Origin of the sequence: Thalassospira sp. A3_1 (assembly GCF_017744215.1) — a bacterium.
Classification (GTDB): Bacteria; Pseudomonadota; Alphaproteobacteria; order Rhodospirillales; family Thalassospiraceae; genus Thalassospira; species Thalassospira lucentensis_A.
This window is the reverse complement of sequence record NZ_JAGHQQ010000002.1, coordinates 114,976-135,226: the sequence shown is the minus strand read 5'-3', so window position 1 is coordinate 135,226 and position 20,251 is coordinate 114,976. Positions and strand designations below refer to the sequence as shown.

Sequence of the window (20,251 nt, the reverse complement as noted above, 5' to 3'; positions counted from 1 at the left end):
CCGCCGCAAAACGCCTTTTGAATCAAGATAAAGAACAACCCCGTCAAAAGTTTTGGCGGGGTTTTCTTGTTGCAGCGCAAAAACGATTTCGTTTGACAAACACCCCTCAAATTGAGTGAATGCTCATTACCTGAACAAATGATCAAACGGGCAAGATAATTTGCCCATCGGGTACACAGTCCTTTGGGAGGAACTATGAAACGCGTAACGGGAGCAGCGCTTTGCGCGCTGTTGGCAGGCGGTGTCGCATTCTCCGCCAATGCCGAAACAAAACTTACCATTGCTACCGTGAACAACGGTGACATGATCCGCATGCAGAAGCTGACGGATGACTTCACCTCCAAAAACCCCGACATTTCCCTTGAATGGGTTACGCTCGAAGAAAACACCCTGCGTCAGCGTGTCACCACCGACATCGCCACCAAGGGCGGTCAGTATGACATCATGACGATCGGCACCTACGAGGTTCCGATCTGGGCCGAAAAGGGCTGGCTGGCACCGCTCGATAACCTTGGTGCCGATTACGATACCGATGACATCATGCCCGCCATCCGTTCCGCCGTAAGCAACGATGGCAAGCTTTATGCGGCACCTTTCTATGCCGAAAGCTCGATGATGATGTACCGCACCGATCTGTTTGAAAAAGCAGGCATCACCATCAATGGTCGCCTGACCTGGGACCAGACGCTCGACATTGCCAAAAAGCTTCATGATCCGGATAACGGTGTTTATGGCATCTGCCTGCGCGGCAAGGCCGGCTGGGGCGAAAACATGGCGCTGATCACCACCATGGGCAATGCCTATGGCGCGCGCCTGTTTGACGAGAACTGGAACCCGACCTTCGACAGCGCCGAATGGAAAAACGCACTCGACATGTATGTCGAAATTCTCGGCAAATATGGTCCTCCGGGCGCAACCTCGAACGGCTTTAACGAAAACCTTTCGCTGTTCAACTCGGGCAAATGCGGCATGTGGATTGATGCAACCGTTGCAGCATCCTTTGTCAGCAACCCGAAAGAATCGACCGTTGCCGACAAGGTTGGCTTCACCGAAGCCCCATGTGCCGAAACCTGCACTGGTGCCAACTGGCTCTGGGCATGGAACCTTGGCATCCCGACCGGCTCCCAGAAAGTCGAAGCCGCCCAGAAATTCATTGCATGGGCAACCTCGAAAGACTATCTGGAACTCGTAGCCTCCAAGGAAGGGTGGGCCAACGTACCGCCGGGTACCCGTATGTCCCTGTACGAAAACCCGAAATATCTGGAAGCCGCACCGTTTGCTGACGAGACCCTTCTCGCCATCGACAGTGCCGATCCGATCAATTCGACCATGAAGCCGAAACCTTATGTCGGTGTTCAGTTTGCCGCTATTCCTGAATTCCAGGGTATCGGCACCACAGTAGGCCAGCAGTTCTCTGCCGCACTGGCCGGTTCCTCGACTGTTGAAGATGCGCTAGCAGCCGCTCAGTCAGGCACCGACCGCACCATGCGCAAGGCTGGTTACTACTGATGCATGACAGGCCAGTGCTCCGCTCCGTGCAATGAGTTCTGGCCTGTGCCTCCTTGACCTGATGAACTTGGGGTGGCGGCACTTCTGACCGCCACCCTCTTTCCATCCGGATCGAGGCAACAGGGACTTCAAACAGGGAGCACATCATGTCGACACGGTCCTCTACCCTGACCGGGCGCATTATGTCTGCACCGTCGATCATCGCGCTGTTCTTGTGGATGATCGTGCCGTTGGGCATGACAATTTATTTTTCGTTCCTGCGTTACAACCTGCTCTCTCCCGGTATGGAAGAGTGGGTCGGCACGCTGAACTATGAATTCTTCCTGACCGACCCGGCATTCTTTGCGTCGCTCGCCAATACGCTTCTGCTGGTGGGATCGGTTCTTGTGATCACGGTGGTCGGCGGCGTTTTGCTGGGCCTGATGCTTGATCAGCCGATCTTTGGTCGCGGCATCCTGCGTCTGCTGGTGATTGCCCCCTTCTTTATCATGCCGACCGTGAATGCGCTGGTTTGGAAAAACCTTCTGATGCATCCGGTATCGGGCATGTTTGCCTGGATCGCGAACTCGCTTGGCTTCCAGTCCATCGACTGGTTTTCCGAGGCACCGCTGACCGCGATCATCATCATGGTGTCATGGCAATGGCTGCCCTTTGCCGTTCTGATCCTGCTGACCGCCCTTCAGTCGCTTGACCGCGATCAGAAGGAAGCCGCCCAGATGGATGGCGCCGGTCCGGTTTCGATTTTCTTCTATATCACGCTGCCCCATCTCAGCCGTGCGATCACGGTCGTCGTGCTGATCGAAACGATCTTCCTGCTGACCGTCTTTGCCGAAATTTTCGTGACCACCGGTGGTGGCCCGGGTCTGGCAACGACGAACATTGCCTTCCTCGTCTATACGCAGGCTTTGCTGCAATACGACGTTGGCGGCGCATCGGCGGGCGGCATTGTTGCAGTCGTTCTGGCAAATATCGTGGCGATCTTCCTGATCCGCCTCATTGGCAAGAACCTGGACAGGTAAGGGACACGAGATGGAAAACAAACAAACACCCCTTGGCCATATCGGTTTTTCGATCTTTGCCTGGATTGTTGGCCTTCTGATCTTCTTCCCGATTTTCTGGATGGTCCTGACCAGCTTCAAGACCGAACTTGAAGCCGTATCGATACCGCCAAGCTTCATTTCGTTTGACTGGACGCTGGAAAACTATGCCGAGGTTCAGGCACGGTCCGATTATTTCCGGTTTGCCATGAATTCGGTCATCCTGTCGGTCGGCTCAACTCTGGTGGGTCTGCTTTTTGCGGTGCCCTGCGCATGGGCCATGGCTTTCAACCCGACCAAACGAACCAAAGACGCCCTTCTCTGGATGCTGTCGACCAAGATGATGCCACCGGTTGGCGTGCTGGTACCGATCTATCTGGTGTTCCGCGACTGGGGCCTGCTTGATACCCGGTTCGGTCTGATCATGGTTCTGTTCCTGATGAACCTGCCGATCATGGTCTGGATGCTTTACACCTATTTCAAGGAAATCCCGAGCGACATCCTTGAAGCCGCCCGCATGGATGGCGCAACCCTGCCCAAGGAAATCATCTTTGTGCTGTTGCCAATGGCGGTGCCGGGCATTGCATCGACCATGCTGCTCAACATCATCCTGGCCTGGAACGAAGCTTTCTGGACCCTGAACCTGACCACCGCTGATGCCGCACCGCTGACCGCTTTCATTGCATCCTATTCCAGTCCGGAAGGGTTGTTCTGGTCCAAGCTTTCGGCGGCCTCGACGCTGGCGGTCGCTCCGATCCTTATCATCGGCTGGTTCTCGCAGAAACAGCTTGTACGTGGCCTGACATTTGGCGCGGTCAAGTAGCCGCTGCCTGATCGAAATTCAACAAGAAGGAACACCGAAATGGGTGCTATCCGACTGGAAAAAGTCAAGAAAACCTTCGGGACACTGGATGTTATTCCGGGTGTGGACCTTGACATCAATGATGGTGAATTCGTCGTCTTTGTCGGCCCGTCGGGCTGCGGCAAATCCACCCTTCTTCGCCTGATCGCCGGTCTTGAAGACGTTACCGACGGCAAGATCCTGATCAACGGGGTCGATGTCGCGAACGAGGCACCGGCCAAACGCGGCCTTTCGATGGTGTTTCAGTCCTATGCGCTTTACCCGCATATGACGGTCTATAACAACATCGCCTTTGGCCTGAAAATGGCTGGCGAAAGCAAGACTGTCATCGATGAAAAGGTCCAGAACGCGGCCAAAATCCTGAACCTGACCGATTATCTGGAACGCCGCCCCGGCGCGCTTTCCGGTGGTCAGCGCCAGCGTGTTGCAATCGGTCGCGCGATTGTGCGCAACCCGGCCGCCTTCCTGTTTGATGAACCGCTCTCGAACCTTGATGCAGCCCTTCGCGTCAATATGCGCCTTGAAATCACCGGCCTTCATCAGGAACTGAAAACCACGATGATCTATGTGACTCACGATCAGGTCGAAGCCATGACCATGGCCGACAAGATCGTCGTGTTGCAGGCAGGCCGTGTGGAACAGGTCGGCAAGCCGATGGACCTTTATAACAATCCGGCCAACAAGTTTGTCGCGGGCTTCATCGGATCGCCGAAAATGAACTTCATCGGCGGCGATTACGCCAAAAAGCACGACTGCCACGAAATCGGCATTCGCCCCGAACATGTCGCGGTCAGCACCGAAAGCGGCGACCTTCCCGCAACCGTCAAGATTGCCGAACATCTTGGTGCCGAAACCTATCTGCACGTCAATGCAGAGGGCTTTGGCCCGATGACAGTGCGCGCAACCGGCGAAGTCCCGCTGGGCGAGCATGACAAGATCTGGCTGACCCCGGAACAGGACCGCATCCATCGCTTTGACGCGAACGGCATCGCACTGGGCAAACTTTAAGAATTCCAAACAACCGGGCCGCATTGCCCCACACGCCATGCGGTCCCGCCTTACCACCACAAGAATGTGAGACCAAAATGTACCTTAAGAAGTTCGATCTTACCGGACGCCGCGCCTATGTCACCGGGGGCGGTCGCGCAATTGGCCTGTCATGCTGCGAGGCACTGGCAGAAGCAGGCGCGCATGTCATTATCGGTGACATCAGCGAAGGTGTAGCCGAAGAAGGCCGTGATTACCTGAAGTCGAAGGGCTACACCGCCGATATCGACATCATGGACGTCACCAACACCGATCAGGTCCGTACCAGTGCCGAAAAAATGGCACGTGAAGGCGGCGTTGACATTCTGGTCAACAATGCCGGTATCGCGCGTTCGGAAACCCCGGCTGAAACCGTGACCGACGAACATTGGCTTAACGTCATTGACGTCAACCTGAACGGCACCTTCTGGTGCTGCCGCGAATTTGGCAAACAGATGCTGGCCAAGAAAAACGGCGTGATCGTCAATGTCGGCTCCATGTCGGGCTTCATCGTCAACAAGCCGCAGGAACAGGCCTATTACAACGCATCCAAGGCCGCCGTGCATCACCTGACCAAGTCTCTTGCCGCCGAGTGGGGCGGGCGTGGTGTTCGTGTCAATGCTGTTGCACCGACCTATATCGCAACACCGCTAAATGAATTCGTGAAATCCAAGCCGGACATGTATGACGCCTGGATCAACGGCACCCCGATGGCCCGCCTTGGCCTGACCGAGGAAATCGGATCGGTCGTGCTGTTCCTGGCATCCGACGCGTCCAGCCTGATGACCGGCTCCATTGTCCTGGCTGATGGGGGTTATACCTGCTGGTAAGGCACAGGTAAAACTGTTGATCGCATTGTCCTGAAGCTTCTGCGATCAGGTCAGGACCGTGGTGGAACGGGGCGTGGTTGTGGGACCTACGCCCCGTTCACCTTTTCAGCCTTGATATTGTCGGCCAAGATACACCGAAAACGGATTGCACGGGACAACCACGACACCCGAAAGCCCCAAAAACCGCGCCAGTCGCGACAGATGCACCATTAGATCGCCCGCAACGGTGGCCGCATCACAAGCGTCTTCCAGATGCGCGCTCTGCACCCGAAGAACCCCTTCCTGCCGATCCGCTTTCAGATCAACACGCGCAACAAATTTCCCATCCTGCATGAACGGCAGAACGTAATAGCCATATTGCCGTTTTTCCGCCGGGACATAAATTTCGATCCGGTAATGGAAACCGAAAATCCGTTCCACCCGGTCGCGTTCCCACATGATCGGATCAAACGGTACCATCAAGGCGGTCGGTTTGGCACGGCAGCGCGGATTAACATGCGGGCACAAATATCCCGGCTGCTTCCAGCCCTCGACATCCGCCTGCAACAACGCGCCGTCTTCGACCATTTCGGCAACCCGTGCCTTGGCATCCTCTGTCGGCAGGCGGAAATATTTTCGAAGATCAGCCTCGGTCGCAATCCCCATTGCGGCAATTCCGTTGCGGATCAGGGCACGCTGGGCCTCTGCGCGCGGCATTGGCGGTTTAAGCGCCTCCGGCCCGATGATCCGTTCGGGCAGATCATAGACCCGCTCGAAACTGGTGCGCCGTTTGCGCGCCATCACCTGCCCGCTCCAGAACAGGAATTCCATCGCGGTTTTGGTTTTCGACCATCCCCACCATTTCGAACTTGATGCGCCTTCCTGTTCCAGATCACTGGCGGCAAGTGCCCCTTCCCTTTCGATCCGATCCAGAATGCTGCGCACAAATTCAGGATGATCACGGATCATTTTGGCGATCTGCCCCCAGGTACCTTTGCCCTCGGCGGCATCCGCCATGCGCCAGCGATAAAACCCGTAATCCTCGACCGGGATCATCGATGCCTCATGGCCCCAATATTCAAACAACCGCCGCTGCCGGGCGTTGCCCCAGCTCAGTTGATCAAGATCGGCCGGGTCATAAACGCCAAGCCGGGAAAAAACCGGCATGTAATGCGCGCGCGTCAGAACATTGACACTGTCGACCTGTAACATGCCGGTCTGGCGAATGGCTTTCATGATCCGGCGTTTGGTCACCGGGCGGCTATCGTCCTGATCAAACCCCTGCGCGGCAAGGGCCAGATTGCGCGCCTGCCGGGCGGATACGGAAATCTCGGCTTTGTCGTTAATCATGGTGGCCTTTGAAAAATCGCAAAGAAAAACAGTGTGATGGTATCATAACCTCCTGACAATTATGTCAGGAGGTTGCAGGAACATTTCGGTGGGTTGGATCGTTTCCTATGGCCGGTTTCTATTCCCTGCGGTTTCTATTCCCTGTGGCATCTATGTTTCTGCCATCTTTGATCCTGACCATGTTTTCAACCCGATGAAGCAACCAGACAGGCATCCATGGAACTCGAACAAATTCTGATCCTTGCCATTCTTGTCGGAACGGTCGTGATGTTCCTGTGGGGCCGCTGGCGTCATGACATGGTTGCGATGGCATCCCTGCTATGTTGCGTGGTCGCGGGGCTAGTGCCGGTTGATGGGGCCTTTCAGGGTTTCGGTCATCCGGCGGTGATCACGGTTGCCTGTATCCTGATCCTGTCATCGGCACTTCAGCAATCAGGCGCGGTCGATAACCTGACCCGTATGGTTCTACCGCAATCCGCCGGGCCGGTCGTCACCATGGCCACCCTCAGCCTGCTGGCGGCCATCCTGTCGGCCTTCATGAACAATGTTGGCGCGCTGGCCCTTCTGATGCCCGTCGCCCTACAAATTGCCGCCAAACAGAACCTGCCACCGGGCAAAATCCTGATGCCTCTGGCCTTCGGATCGATCTTGGGTGGCATGACCACCCTGATCGGGACCCCGCCCAACCTGATCGTCGCCGGTTTCCGCGCCGAGGCGGGCGAAGGCGGCTTTACGATGTTTGACTACACCCCGGTCGGGATTGTTGTGGCCGCCGCCGGTCTGATTTTCGTCATGGTGTTTGGCCGCTGGCTTGTCCCCACCCGCGAACGCGCCGGGGCAGAGGGCTTTGAAACCGGCTCCTACCTGACCGAGGCACGCATTGCCGCGGGCAGCAAGGCAATCGGCATGATGCTGCGCGATGTGAACCGCGAACTTGAAAAAGGCGACGCGCAGGTCATCGGGCTGATCCGCAATGAAAAACGCATCCCCGCCCCCAACCCGTACCGCGAACTGCATGAAAACGACATCCTGATCATCGAAGCCGACCCCGAAGCACTTGCCGTCGCTCTTTCCGCCCTTGATCTGAAACTCGAAGAAGAATTGCGCGACCTCGAAGCGCAGGAAAAGGAAGCTAAACAGCTCGAAAAATCCGAAAAATCGGATAAAAAAGCCGATTCTGACGCAAAATCTGCAGCCACAGCGTCTTCAAAGGCCGAAAAACATGCAAAAACACCCGAAACAGATGCGGAAAACCCGGATAACAGCCGCCGTGCCGCGATCCAGTCCGATGATATCGCGCTCATGGAACTGGCGATTTTGCCGAACTCCGGCTTTATCGGCAGATCGGCAACCGACATCAATCTGCGCACCCGTTATGGCGTGAACCTGCTGGCCGTATCGCGACAGGGTCAACGCTCCATGGCGCGCCTTCGCACCATGTCGATGAAGGCTGGTGACGTCCTTCTGATGCAGGGACCACCCGCCGCCATTCAGGATTTCGCATCACGTCTTGGCTGTGTGCCGCTTGCCCAACGTTCGCTACGCATCCCGGATAATGCTCAGGCGCTCAAGGCATCGGCCATCATGGCCGCTGCCATCGGGGCTGCGGCATTCGGTGTCATGCCGGCCGCGGTTGCCTTTGCCATTGGGGTTCTGCTCGCCATGGTGACCCGCGTCGTCGCCCCGCGCAATGTCTATGACGCGGTTGACTGGCCGGTGATTGTCCTGCTCGCTGCCCTGATCCCGGTAGCAACCGCCATGGAAACAACCGGTACGGCCGATCTTCTCGCCCGCTTCCTGTTAAACTGGGTCGCACAGGGAAACGCCATCATCGCCCTTGGCCTGATCCTGATCATCACCATGACGCTCTCGGATTTCATGAACAATGCTGCCACTGCGGCCGTCATGTGCCCGATTGCGATTGGCAGTGCCGGCCATCTGGACGTCAATCCCGACGCCTTCCTGATGGCGGTCGCTATCGGCGCATCCTGTGCCTTCCTGACGCCTATCGGCCACCAGAACAACACCCTGATCCTCGGCCCCGGCGGCTTCCGCTTTGGCGATTACTGGCGGCTCGGCCTGCCCATCGAAATCATCGTCGTGGCGGTAGGCGTGCCTATGCTTCTGTGGGTCTGGCCGTTATGATTTGGTGCTAGCGAATTGTTATGTTGGAAAGGTAGCAATGAAACTTGGGGAAAGTTTGAGTGTATTTTTCTAAGGAAAACGCCGAGCTGCCGCTTCAAGCAAATTTGGCCAATCTTCGGCATCAAGCTGCATCCGAACGAACAAACCACGAAATCTTTGTATTCCAGTTCTTTCAAGTTGCTCTTGTTGTCTCCTTGCAAAACAAAATAGATCCTCCGCCTGAAAAATAACCTTTGCTGCATCAAGTATATTTTCGCGCTTGCTGTCGTCTTGATCTCCGACTCTATTTTGATAGAGGCGTTCCGCATTATCCATTGGCCTATAAGTCGCAACCTCACGCTTGATACGAGATATTTGAACCTGTAAATGAGCCAACAATTCCGCCATCTGTTCTTGACGTTCTCTAGGAGAGTACTTAATGACTTCGCGAAAAATATCATTATGACTTCCGGACAAATCTTGAACAGAATCTATCGTGTATCCTTGAGCCATCCGAAAAGAAATTGATAAGCAATTTTCACCGTAGGCTACCAATTCAGAAAGTGCCGTTGGCAGCAAACTTCGGGCTGCGATAAGATTTCTTTCTAGTAAATCTTCGTGGTTTCTCTCAGATGAGATTATTTGTCGCTGTATAGCAACCACAGTAAGAAGCGCACCTGCTAGTGCGATCAATCCAGCTATTAAGGTCTGAAATTGCTTAACCCACGAAATAAAACTATCTTCTGAAATTGTCGTACCAATCACACCACTTAGAATGACGCCCGAAATAATCCCCCCAAATGCTATAGGGAGAATTTCGTATCCGCTATTTTTTGCCACAATTTTTCTCCAATGAATTGAGAATATTATACATTAATGCTCTCAAACGATTCAGAGAGAAGAGAAATATCTTTTTTATTGATTAGCTCTGAATAGCTTCGCTTGAACGATCAAAGAAAATTAAGCTACCAATTTAAACCGGCCTAGTAGTTATTGTGAAGACGTTGGCCCCTATAGAGCCACCAAACAAAAAAGCGGTCCAATGGACCGCCTTCTCGCACATTCCGCTTAGAAACCGTACTCTTAGCTATCAAAGCCAAGGTTAGGTACCGCAAGGCCATTGGCGCGACACGCCGAAATCAGGGTATTGTTCAACAGGCAGGCAATCGTCATCGGGCCAACACCGCCCGGAACCGGGGTAATCGCACCGGCGATTTTCGATGCAGTTTCAAATTCGACATCACCTACAAGTTTCATCTTGCCCTCGGCCCCTTCAACGCGGTTGATGCCAACATCAATCACGGTGGCACCTGGTGCGATCCAGTCGCCCTTGATCATGTTCGGGCGGCCCACCGCGGCAACGACGATATCGGCACGGCGGACTTCTTCGGGCAGATCACGGGTGCGCGAATGCGCGATGGTCACCGTGCAGCTTTCCTTCAGAAGCAACTGCGCCATCGGCTTGCCAACGATGTTGGACCGGCCGACAACCACCGCCCGCATCCCCGAAAGATCGCCAAGGGTATCTTTAAGAAGCATCAGGCAACCATAAGGCGTACAAGGCGCAAACCCCTCGCCCCCTGTTGCCAGCGCACCGGCATTGACGACATGAAAACCGTCAACATCCTTGGCCGGGTCAATCGCGGCAAGGATCGCCTGATCGTCGATATGTTTGGGCACCGGCAACTGGCACAGGATGCCATGAACCTTGGGATCGGCATTCAGCTTTGCGATCAGCGCCAGAAGATCTTCCTGCGACGTATCAGCCGAAAGCTTGTGCTCATATGAATTCATGCCGCATTCGATGGTCTGCTTGCCCTTGTTGCGGACATAAACCTGGCTTGCCGGGTCTTCACCGACCAGAATAACTGCAAGACCCGGCGTGATGCCGTGCGCATCTTTAAGCTTGGCCACTTCTGCTGCGATGTCGCCGCGCAATTTGGCCGCGAATGCTTTGCCGTCGATGATTTTTGCGTTGCTCATATGTCTTGTCCGCCCGTCAGTTCATGAAGTTGCGCGATGAGTGCGTCCGGATCGCCTGAAATTTCCAGAACCTTGTTGCGGTCCGTATGCCCGGCAACAATTTCGACTGACGATTTAGGCCATTTGGCCGCTTTTGCCAAAAGCTTTATCAGGGCGATGTTCGCCTTGCCGTTTTCGGGCACGGCTGTAACCACTGCCCTGATCTGCTGCTGCCCGTTGCCATTAACGCCCACCCCGGCAATCGCATTTCGCGAAGCCTTTGGTGTCAGGCGTAAAAACAGCCGGATACCCGATCCATCCGCCAAGGTATCGCAGAACGGTTTTTCCATCCCGCCGGTTTAGTAACCCATCACGGCTGCGCGCACGTCTGTCTGAATCAGCATGTTGGCGAATTGCAGGATCAGGATCAGGATGATCGGCGAAATATCGATCCCACCCAGATTCGGAATGATCCGGCGGATCGGTCGCAATGCCGGTTCGGTAATCCGGTACAGGAAATCGCCAACCATATAAACGAACCGGTTGCTGGAATTGATCACGTCAAATGCCACAAGCCATGAAAGGATTGCCGAAGCAATCAGCATGAAAATGTAGATACCAATAACGGTGTCAATAAGCCAAAAAATCGCCAGCATCGCCGCTCCTTCTTGCAGTCGGTCCAGATCGGGCCGATCTGATCGGAATTGTGTTAACACGCTGCAAAACCTAGTCGGCCTTGGCCCCGGGCGCAAGCACAGAGCGCCTAATTTGCGAAGCTTTGATCAAGTTTTCTGCATCATGTGACTTGCTTCACCAGACATTGCGCATTCCGGGGCCTACCATTTCGCAAAAATGTTCAGTCAAAGCCCCCTTCCGACAGTTTCTGTCAGGAGAAATGTCAGGATAAAGTCATCAAGCTTGCCAGGCCCACCGATCCCATCCAAAAATGCGCAGCCATCAAACGACAAAGAAGGACCGATCATGTCGACGAATACGCTTCCCCGTTGTAAATGGGCCGAAACCCATCTCGACAAGCCGTTTTACGTCGACTACCACGATCAGGAATGGGGCGTTCCGGTCCATGATGACCGGCATTTTTTCGAAATGCTGATCCTCGAAGGTGCGCAGGCGGGTTTAAGCTGGCTGACGATCCTTGCGCGGCGCGATACCTATCGCGCGGCTTACGATAATTTCGATGTCCAGAAGATCGCGAAATATGACGAAGCCAAACAACAATCGCTTCTGGCCGATCCGGGCATCATCCGCAACCGGGCCAAGGTCGCGGCAAGCATCCTTAATGCCAACGCCTTCATCGAAATCCAGAAGGAATTTGGCAGTTTTGATGCCTATATCTGGGATTTCGTCGGCGGCAAACCGGTCATCAACCACTGGAAAGCCATGTCTGACGTGCCCGTATCCACAGCACTTAGCGATGCCCTGTCCAAGGACCTCAAAAAACGCGGCATGAAATTTGTCGGCACCACGATCATGTATTCCTTCATGCAGGCCACCGGCCTTGTGATGGACCACACCACCGATTGTCACTGCTACGCGGTCCTTTCGGGTAAATCGGCTTAGGCCGTCGATCCCCGCACAAGCAGGCTGGTTTCAAGAACGCGGCTGTCGCTTTCCGCCTCGCCAAGCGCCATTTCGGCCGCCAGCCGCCCCTTTTCAACGGAATCCTGTCGGATGCTCGATAATGGCGGGTCGGTGCGTTCGCCCTCCGCAATACCATCAAAGCCGATGACCTTAAGATCATCGGGGACTTTGCGGCCACTTGCGCGCGCGCCATCAAGTGCACCGATGGCAATCACATCGGACATCGCCAGAACACCGTCGATTTCCGGGTGATCGCGCAACATGGTTTCGACCATTTCGGCACTGTGCGATGACATGTTTTCGCATTCGATATGAACGATATCCTCAATCGCGATCCCCGCCTTTTTAAGGGCTGCGTGATACCCGCCAAGCCGCTCGCGCACCACACGGTGGCTGACTGCACCGCGACGTTTGGCATTCATCGGGCCGAAATTTTCCGCCTTATTGGCCTGCAGGGACAGGATGGCGAATTTGCGCGCCCCGCAATCAATCAAATGCTGGGCCGCCATTTGCGCCCCGGCAAAATCATCAAGCACCACGGTGCCCGCCGCCCCGGCGATATCGGTATCAATGCACACCAGCGGCTGGTTGCGGCGCTGAATGGCGGAAATGATGTCGTTATCGTCGGAATAACAATGCACCAGAAACGCATCGACGGCGGCATTGTTGATCGCGGTAATCGCCTGTTCGGGGTTTTCGGCCGAAATGATCATCATATTGACCGCCTGCCGGGCACATTCCCGCCCGACACCGCGCAGAAGTTCAATCGCCACCGGGTCGCTGAAGGCATATTCAAGGTTATCGGGAAACACCACGCCAAGCGCCCCGGCCTTGCCGGTCCGCAACATGCGCGCCATCACATGCGGCCCGCGATAGCCAAGCTCCCTGGCAACTTCCAGAATGCGCTCCCGGACTTCCTTGCGTACCAGATCCGGCTTGCCAAAGGCATTTGATGCCGTGCCCTGCGATACCCCGGCTGCCTTGGCCACATCCAGAAGACGTACCCGTTTTGCCATCCTTGCGATGTCTCCCCTTTATTCACCCCGGCTTTTGGATTAACCGGTCATCCCGTGACATTTTTTTGAATCGGTTCATCCCGATATTGACAGAACCCCTTCTGAACCGCCACACTGCATTCATTGAATCGATTCATTCTTGCACGCACCGATTGCACAACAGCCTATGCGTTTGTCCGTTTGCACCCTGGTGTTGACGGTTTTCCCGGCAATCTCGAATTGCTGACTTCAAGCCGCCCTGACCGGGGCGGCTTTTTTCACAGCCCTCCGAACTCATCGACCGCGTACCTTGTTTTCCGGCGCGGTATGACGGAATGTCAGATTAATCCGCGGTCCGATCTGGCGCGCGGTTTTGGGAATCTGATGCAACCAGTGATGCTGTGTCGCACCCCGCATGATCAGCAACGAATTATGCGGCAGATCGACACTGACCCGGTCCCCGGTTTTCTTGTGCCGGAAATGGAAACGCCGTTCCTCACCAAATGACAGGCTGGCAATCACCGGATTTTCGCCCAGCACATCCTCGTCATCGGCATGCCACGAAACACTGTCGCGCCCGTCACGATAATGGTTCAGAAGAACCGTGTTAAACGACGCACCGGATTTTTCTTCCGCCAGATCGCGAAGTGGGGCGACGATTTTCGGAAAAGGCGATGCCGGGTGATAGACACCGCTATAACGATAGGCCACATCGCCATACCATGCCGTCAATCGCGGCACGGCAATCTCGCGCCCCATCAGCTTGGCAATTTCCTGCTGCCAGACAATGCCGCTTAACAGCCGTTCAAACGCGCGATCCGCATCACTTGCCGCCATGACCTCACGCAGCAGCAATGCCTCCCCGTCAAAGGGCAGCAGATTGTGTGGTGGTTCATTGGCAAACAGATCGCCCGTCATTTTTATCCCCGGTTCAAGATATCCAAGACCTAGGACGAACCGTCGATGAAAACAAGCAACAGCTTATGGAAATCGGCGTTAATACAGACGCTTGTGTAATGAAGGTCTCTGCCGGAAGGACCTGCTAACCATTATTCATGTCAATCCCGGCCTTGTCGGCATAACGTTCAACATCTTCAACGCTCAGCCCGACGGCGGAATAAAGATTGATGGTTTCGAGTTCGAGATCGGTTTCCGCATCCGCAAGGTCCTGCTGCGACTGCGTCAGGGTGCGCTGCGAATCAAGCACATCAAGGAAGTTTGAAAGCCCCTGAACGTACCGGACACGGGACTGTTCAAACGCCTGACGATGATAGCGCACCGACGAAATCAGGGAATCGCGTTGCTGAACCGCCCCGACATATCCGTAAATCGCACTTTCAACATCCTGAATGGCGACCAGAAGCGTCTGCTGATAGCTGTAAAATGCCTGCTGCGCCTGTTGTTCGGCAACATCAATATCGGCCTGTCGTGCCCCACCATCATAAAGCGTCGCATCAATCACCGCCCCGATGGCGGCCATCGCGGTACGGACAATCGGCCCCGTGCCATACCCCGTGGCTCCAAGCGCGAGTGACCCGTCCAGCGTCAATTCGGGATAAAGATCAGCGGTCTGAACCCCGATTTCGGCGGTGGCGGAAATCAATGAAAGCTCGGCCGCCCTAACATCGGGGCGACGGCGCAAAAGATCGGCCGGTATACCAATCGGCGGCGCACTGTCAAATTCCGGCAGCGGCTGCACATCCACCAGACGGTCGCGATAGGTTCCCGGCTGCGCGCCCAGAAGGATGGCAATCGCATTGATCGACCGGTCAATATCGGTCTGCAATGTTGGCAATGTCGCCTCGATATCGGAAACCTCGGCACGGGCACGCGAAAGATCAAGCTCGGACGCCAGCCCCGTCTGCATCCGGACCTGCACGATATTGCTGGTCTGGCGTTGCAGATCAAGCGAACTGCGCAGCAATTCCTGGCGCTTCTGCGTACCGCGCAGCTCGATATAGTTGCGCACGATATCGGCAATCACCGTCAGATAAACGTCCTCGCGCAGGTAAACCTGTTCCAGATAATCCGCCAGCGCCACTTCGTCTTCACGCTGCTGCCCGCCCCAGACATCCGCCGTCCATGAAAAATCGATGCCGGCCCCAAATCCGAGATCCGTCGTCTGATCGCCGCGTTCGCGCGATGATGTGCCGCGTTCGGCATCACCATTAACACTGGCACCGACCTCAATGCCATTTGCCCCCGATACCCCGCGCGCCACCGCACGGGCTTCCTCGATCCGGCTGGCCGCGATCCGCAAATCAAGGTTATTGGCAAGACCAAGCGCGATCAGATCGCGCAAAACCGGATCACTGGTGCTTTCCCACCAACGGCCATGGTCGGCCTGATTGGCCGCAATTACCGGCACCGGCGGGGTATAGGCCCCGACAAGATCAAATTTCGGCGCAACATAATCCGGCCCGACCGTCTGGCAGGCCGAAAGTCCGATCAGAAGCGGCAGGGCACAACAGATTGACAGACGTTTTACAGACATTCTAGCTGGTACTTCCTTCAATCTCGCCCTTGTCGGGAATGCTTTCCGCAGATCGCAACTGGCTTTGCAGTTTCTTGCCCCCATCGGCACGGGCCGAAACCAGCGGCGCCAGCAGAAGGTAAAGAACCGGTGTCAGGAACAGAGTAAAGACCGTCGCAAAACCAAGCCCGCCAAAAACGACCCAGCCAATCGCCGCACGCGCCTCGGCCCCGGCTCCGGTGCCAAGCACAAGCGGCAACCCGCCAAGCACGGTCGAAATCATCGTCATCATGATCGGCCGCAGGCGGATCATCGCCGCATCATGAACCGCTTCGCGCACGGATTTCCCGGCATCGCGCAACTGATCGGCAAATTCCACCACCAGAATGCCGTTCTTGGCCATAAGCCCGACCAGCATCACCAACCCGATCTGGCTATAGATATTGATCGATGTGCCGCTAAGGCCCAGCGCATAAATTGCCGCTGCCAACCCGAACGGAACGGTCAGGACAACCACAAGGGCCGACATGAAGCTTTCGAACTGTGCGGCAAGCACCAGCAACACGACAAGCACCGCAATCAGGAACGTGATCTGCACATCATGCGATGTTTCGCCAAGTGTCGCCGCATCGCCAAGGAACAGGACGCTCATGCCCGGCGGCAGCACCCTGTCTGCAACCTCGTCAATATCGACAACCGCCTGCTGCAGGGTATAACCCGGCGCAAGATTGCCCGAAATCTTGACCGCACGCTGCTGCCCTTCGCGTTCAAGTTCGGATGCAACGGCTTCTTCGGTCAGGCTGATGACCGATGACAGCGGCAAAATACGCCCCTCGCCATTGCTGACAAACAGGTTCTCAAGATCAGATGGATCATTGATGCTGCCCGCACTGCTGCGCAGCTTCACCGGGATGTTTTCATCATCCACCGTGATCTCGGTAACTTCATATCCCTCGATCATCGTGCGAAGGGTCGTATCAAGGCTTTCAATCGGAATGCCAAGGTCAAAGGCCCGCTGCCGATCAATATTCACCAGCAATTGCGGCTGGGTCGTCTGATAGGAAACCCGAAGGCCGACAAACTGCGGATAATTCGCCTCAAGCTCCTGCTGCATGGCGCGCGCATTCGCCGCCAGTGTGCGGTAATTCGTCCCCGTAAGGGCAAATTCAAATCCCTCGCCGGTACCGCCACGCAAACCAAGGCTGTTGGGCTGATAGACAAAGGCCTGAACACCGGGCAATGCCTCAAGACTTCCACGGATCGAATTGCTGATATCCTGCTGGCTGCGGCTGCGCTCGTTCCACGGTACCAGTGGTGCAATCACAAGCGCACGGTTCGGATCCCAAAGCCCGACAATGGTATAGATGTTATAGGCATCACCGGCCTCGACAATCGGACGCAGGATGTTTTCAACCGTTTCGACCTGCCGGTCCATGTAATCGATGCCAACCCCGTCCGGCCCGCGCAGCGATACAAGAATACGTCCGCGATCCTCGTCGGGCAGAAGTTCCTGTGTGACCGTGTTATAGACCCCAAATGCCAGCACCCCGGCAAAAATCGATACGATCAGGGTAATCAGCGGGAACCGCAAAACCCATTCCAGAATGTATTTGTAAACACCCGAACAATAGAGGCCGATCCGTTCAAGGAAGTTGGGCTTGGCATCCTTTTGCCCGTCATGCGGGTCGATATGCTTTAACCGCGATGCCAGCATCGGACACAGCGAAAGCGCCACAAACGACGACACCGCAACCGAAAATGCCAGCACGAAACCAAATTCCCGGAAAAGGCGGCCCGCCGTGCTGGGCAAAAACGAAATCGGCACAAACACCGATACCAGCGTCAGTGTGGTGGCAATTACCGCAAAAAACACCTGCCGCGTTCCCAGAACCGCGGCCGCCATCGATCCCAATCCCTGATGACGGCGTCGCTGGATGTTTTCCAGCACCACAATCGCATCATCAACAATCATCCCCGTCGCCAGAACAAGCGCCAGCAACGTCAGGATATTGATCGAAAAACCCATCATCCAGATCGCGGCCACCGTCCCGACAAGCGCGATCGGAATGGTCACTGTCGGGATCAGCGTCGCGGTAAAGGACCGCAGGAACAGATAAAGCACCCCGATCACGATAATGATCGCCAGCGCCAGACTGTTCAGAACCTCCCAAAGCGCGCCTTCGATAAACACCGCATCGTCCGAGTTCACGAACACGTCGATATCGTCGTACTGGCTGTTCAGCCGTTCAGCCACCTCTCGAATGCCATCCGATATCGCAATCGTGTTTGACTGCGCCTGCCTGACAACGCCAAGCCCGATCACGGTCCGGCCATCAAGGCGCACATAGGACGTTGCATCATCGGGCCCGTAATAGACATCCGCCACATCACCCAGCCGCACCTGATTGCGGATGAACATCTGTTTGACGTCCTCGACCTCCCAGACCGACGCATCCGCCCGGACAAAAAGCTTCTGATCACTGGAATCAAAACTGCCGGCGGGAATGTCGAACTTGGCGGTTCTCAGAACATCGGCAACGTCCTGAACCGAAAAGCCGTAACTGGCCAGTCGCAGCGGATCGACCCGGACATGCAGAACCTTTTCGCGTTCGCCATTGATCGTGATTTCGGCCACACCGGGCACGGAAAGCAGCGCCGGGCTGATCTGGTCATCAACGATATTGGCGAGCTCTTCCTCGGTCAGCCGATTGCTGACCACCGCAAGCCGCATGATCGCACTGGCATCCGCATCGGCCTTGACCACGCGGACATCCTCGACCTCGTCGGGAAGGGTTCTTGACGCGCGGCTGACCGCCTCGCGAATGTCATTGGCCGCATCATTGATTTCAATATCGGGATAAAATTCGACGCGAACCCGCGACGTGCCTTCTTCGCTGTTTGAACTGATGCGTTTGACACCACTGACGCGCGACGCTGCCCCTTCAAGAAGGCTTGTGACCTCGGCATCAACCGTTTCGGGCGAGGCCCCGTCATAGGTCGCATAAACCGTGACCGTCGGCTGATCAACGTTGGGCAGCTCGCGGATTTCAACACCCAGCATGGCGGCAAGACCCGCCAGAATGATCAAAAGCGACACCACGGAAATAAGAACAGGGCGACGGATGCTGAGTGACGCCAGATCATTCTGGTTTTCGTTCTGATTCCCGTCCTGCATGTTACGACCCTTCGCCGGTGCCGTTGCGCTGGGCAACACCGGTTTCATCGCCGCTGCGAATGGTCGCCGCCACATCTCGACCCGGCCGCAGGCGCAGCACGCCCTCAACCACCACCAGATCACCCTTGGCAATCGGCCCGTCAAGCAGGATGCGCCCCTGTGTCCGCTTTACGACACGGACCGGAACCCGTTCGACCTTGTCATCCTTGATCCGCCAGACATAGGTGCCACCATCGCCCCACAAAACCGAAATTTCCGGAACCGACGGATAAGTCTGGCCTTCGATATCGACATAAACAGCAAAGGACATCCCCGAAAGAAGTCTTCCGGTCGGGTTGGGAATACGCGCGCGGACATTGAATGTGCGGCTTTCGGGATCAATACGGCTGGCGATTGAATCAACCGTCCCCTCAAACCATTCCCCCGGCAGGCTCCAGGTTTCCACCCGAAGCGACTGCCCGATTTTCACATTGTCAAACCGGGTTTCGGAAACTTCAAAATCGACCAGAACGCTTTCGACATTATCAAGTGTCGCGATCAATGTGGAACTGTCCACACGGTCGCCCGGCTCCACCTGCGGAATGCCAACCGTGCCATTGAACGGGGCCAGAATGGTGCGGTCCGCAAGGTCAACCTCGGCCTGGTCCAGCCGAATGCGCGCCTCGGCAAGGGCGGTGCGTGCCGCATCCACCTCGCTTGCCGATACCGCGCCAAGCGGACGGGCCTGCTCGTACCGGTCCAGAAGCTGGCTTGCATCCTTGACCTGCACCGATGCCAGATCACGCGCCAGCCGTTCCCGATCGGAATCAAGGATCAAAAGAACCTGCCCGCGTGAAACCGTTTCACCGGCATGAAAAAGAACATCACTGACTTCGCCCGAAACTGCCGGATAAATCGAAACGCCCAGTGTCGACCGACCGGTTCCGACCGCCTCGACAACCGTCTTTTCTTCCATGATGCTGGCATATTCGGCAATCACCGGCAGGGCGGGGTTGCCCGAACGGCTTGCGCCATCGCCCCCGGCAACGCTTCCTGCCCCGACAAAAGGCAACATCCCTTTGTCATAGGCAAACCAGCCGCCACCGGCCGCGGCAATAACCAACAGAAATACGACTAGCCTACCTGTGCGTGACATCGAATGCCCGTTCTCGTGTGTTCTGGAATCATGCAAAGACATCGCTGAAAATGTCTTAAAGTCAGTATCATAGACCTTACGTTAGTTCCCCGAAGGCAGCGACCGGAAAATTGTATCAGAAATGTCGCAACTTGTACTCATCAGGTAATAGGTTCAATCGGCCGATCCGGATCACCCGCACAGCCCCAAAAGCAC

17 protein-coding genes are annotated in these 20,251 nt (G+C 55.7%); 7 read left to right on the top strand and 10 right to left on the bottom strand.

Features of this window, described 5'->3' with window-relative positions; all coding sequences use genetic code 11:
• Nucleotides 1-195: 195 nt before the first annotated feature.
• The 5 genes from J7395_RS07600 (at nt 196) to J7395_RS07580 (ending at nt 5,264) form a co-directional block, all read left to right on the top strand.
• Complete coding sequence (locus J7395_RS07600) at nt 196-1,509, top strand: sugar ABC transporter substrate-binding protein (RefSeq protein WP_062951630.1); 1,314 nt, start codon at nt 196-198, stop codon at nt 1,507-1,509.
• 146 nt (nt 1,510-1,655) lie between these two features.
• On the top strand, nt 1,656-2,528 hold the full coding sequence (locus J7395_RS07595) for a sugar ABC transporter permease (RefSeq protein WP_062951631.1): 873 nt from the start codon (nt 1,656-1,658) through the stop codon (nt 2,526-2,528).
• Between the two features lie 10 nt (nt 2,529-2,538).
• Nucleotides 2,539-3,369 (top strand): carbohydrate ABC transporter permease, encoded by an 831-nt coding sequence (locus tag J7395_RS07590; protein ID WP_062951632.1) that lies wholly within the window; start codon nt 2,539-2,541, stop codon nt 3,367-3,369.
• A gap of 39 nt (nt 3,370-3,408) precedes the next feature.
• Nucleotides 3,409-4,416 (top strand): ABC transporter ATP-binding protein, encoded by a 1,008-nt coding sequence (locus tag J7395_RS07585; RefSeq protein ID WP_209221095.1) that lies wholly within the window; start codon nt 3,409-3,411, stop codon nt 4,414-4,416.
• 77 nt (nt 4,417-4,493) lie between these two features.
• Nucleotides 4,494-5,264, top strand: a complete 771-nt coding sequence (locus tag J7395_RS07580; protein WP_062958805.1) for an SDR family oxidoreductase — start codon at nt 4,494-4,496, stop codon at nt 5,262-5,264.
• 105 nt (nt 5,265-5,369) lie between these two features.
• On the opposite strand, the gene J7395_RS07575 is transcribed toward J7395_RS07580, so the two are convergent.
• Nucleotides 5,370-6,593, bottom strand: a complete 1,224-nt coding sequence (locus J7395_RS07575) for a crosslink repair DNA glycosylase YcaQ family protein (protein WP_209221094.1) — start codon at nt 6,591-6,593, stop codon at nt 5,370-5,372.
• Nucleotides 6,594-6,809: 216 nt separating this feature from the next.
• Here J7395_RS07575 and J7395_RS07570 point away from each other — a divergent pair, with 216 nt between their 5' ends.
• Nucleotides 6,810-8,738 (top strand): SLC13 family permease, encoded by a 1,929-nt coding sequence (locus J7395_RS07570; RefSeq protein WP_209221093.1) that lies wholly within the window; start codon nt 6,810-6,812, stop codon nt 8,736-8,738.
• 69 nt (nt 8,739-8,807) lie between these two features.
• On the opposite strand, the gene J7395_RS07565 is transcribed toward J7395_RS07570, so the two are convergent.
• The 4 genes from J7395_RS07565 to J7395_RS07550 all read right to left on the bottom strand — a co-directional run bounded on the left by J7395_RS07565 (nt 8,808) and on the right by J7395_RS07550 (nt 11,335).
• Nucleotides 8,808-9,557 carry a hypothetical protein gene (locus tag J7395_RS07565; protein WP_209221092.1) on the bottom strand — a complete coding sequence of 250 codons (750 nt, stop codon included), beginning with the start codon at nt 9,555-9,557 and terminating at the stop codon, nt 8,808-8,810.
• Between the two features lie 243 nt (nt 9,558-9,800).
• Nucleotides 9,801-10,700 (bottom strand): bifunctional methylenetetrahydrofolate dehydrogenase/methenyltetrahydrofolate cyclohydrolase FolD, encoded by a 900-nt coding sequence (gene folD, locus J7395_RS07560; protein ID WP_209221091.1) that lies wholly within the window; start codon nt 10,698-10,700, stop codon nt 9,801-9,803.
• Nucleotides 10,697-11,029, bottom strand: coding sequence for a DUF167 family protein (locus J7395_RS07555; RefSeq protein WP_209221090.1), 333 nt, complete (start codon nt 11,027-11,029; stop codon nt 10,697-10,699). Before J7395_RS07555 ends, folD begins: the two co-directional genes overlap by 4 nt.
• Nucleotides 11,030-11,038: 9 nt before the next feature.
• Entirely contained in the window at nt 11,039-11,335 is a 297-nt protein-coding gene (locus tag J7395_RS07550; RefSeq protein WP_062951638.1) for a YggT family protein, read from the bottom strand.
• A gap of 325 nt (nt 11,336-11,660) precedes the next feature.
• Between J7395_RS07550 and J7395_RS07545 the strand changes: the two genes are divergently transcribed.
• Nucleotides 11,661-12,257, top strand: coding sequence for a DNA-3-methyladenine glycosylase I (locus J7395_RS07545; RefSeq protein WP_209221089.1), 597 nt, complete (start codon nt 11,661-11,663; stop codon nt 12,255-12,257).
• Here J7395_RS07545 and J7395_RS07540 read toward each other — a convergent pair.
• The 5 genes from J7395_RS07540 to J7395_RS07520 all read right to left on the bottom strand — a co-directional run bounded on the left by J7395_RS07540 (nt 12,254) and on the right by J7395_RS07520 (nt 20,056).
• Nucleotides 12,254-13,294: a LacI family DNA-binding transcriptional regulator gene (locus tag J7395_RS07540; protein ID WP_209221088.1), complete on the bottom strand. Its 1,041-nt coding sequence runs from the start codon at nt 13,292-13,294 to the stop codon at nt 12,254-12,256. The two genes, J7395_RS07545 and J7395_RS07540, sit on opposite strands and share 4 nt — an antisense overlap.
• 273 nt (nt 13,295-13,567) lie before the next feature.
• Nucleotides 13,568-14,191: an alpha-ketoglutarate-dependent dioxygenase AlkB gene (locus tag J7395_RS07535; RefSeq protein ID WP_062958814.1), complete on the bottom strand. Its 624-nt coding sequence runs from the start codon at nt 14,189-14,191 to the stop codon at nt 13,568-13,570.
• 124 nt (nt 14,192-14,315) lie between these two features.
• On the bottom strand, nt 14,316-15,767 hold the full coding sequence (locus J7395_RS07530) for an efflux transporter outer membrane subunit (protein ID WP_209221087.1): 1,452 nt from the start codon (nt 15,765-15,767) through the stop codon (nt 14,316-14,318).
• Between the two features lies 1 nt (nt 15,768).
• Complete coding sequence (locus J7395_RS07525; RefSeq protein WP_062951643.1) at nt 15,769-18,921, bottom strand: efflux RND transporter permease subunit; 3,153 nt, start codon at nt 18,919-18,921, stop codon at nt 15,769-15,771.
• 1 nt (nt 18,922) lies between these two features.
• Nucleotides 18,923-20,056 carry an efflux RND transporter periplasmic adaptor subunit gene (locus tag J7395_RS07520; protein WP_062951644.1) on the bottom strand — a complete coding sequence of 378 codons (1,134 nt, stop codon included), beginning with the start codon at nt 20,054-20,056 and terminating at the stop codon, nt 18,923-18,925.
• Between the last annotated feature and the right edge of the window lie 195 nt (nt 20,057-20,251).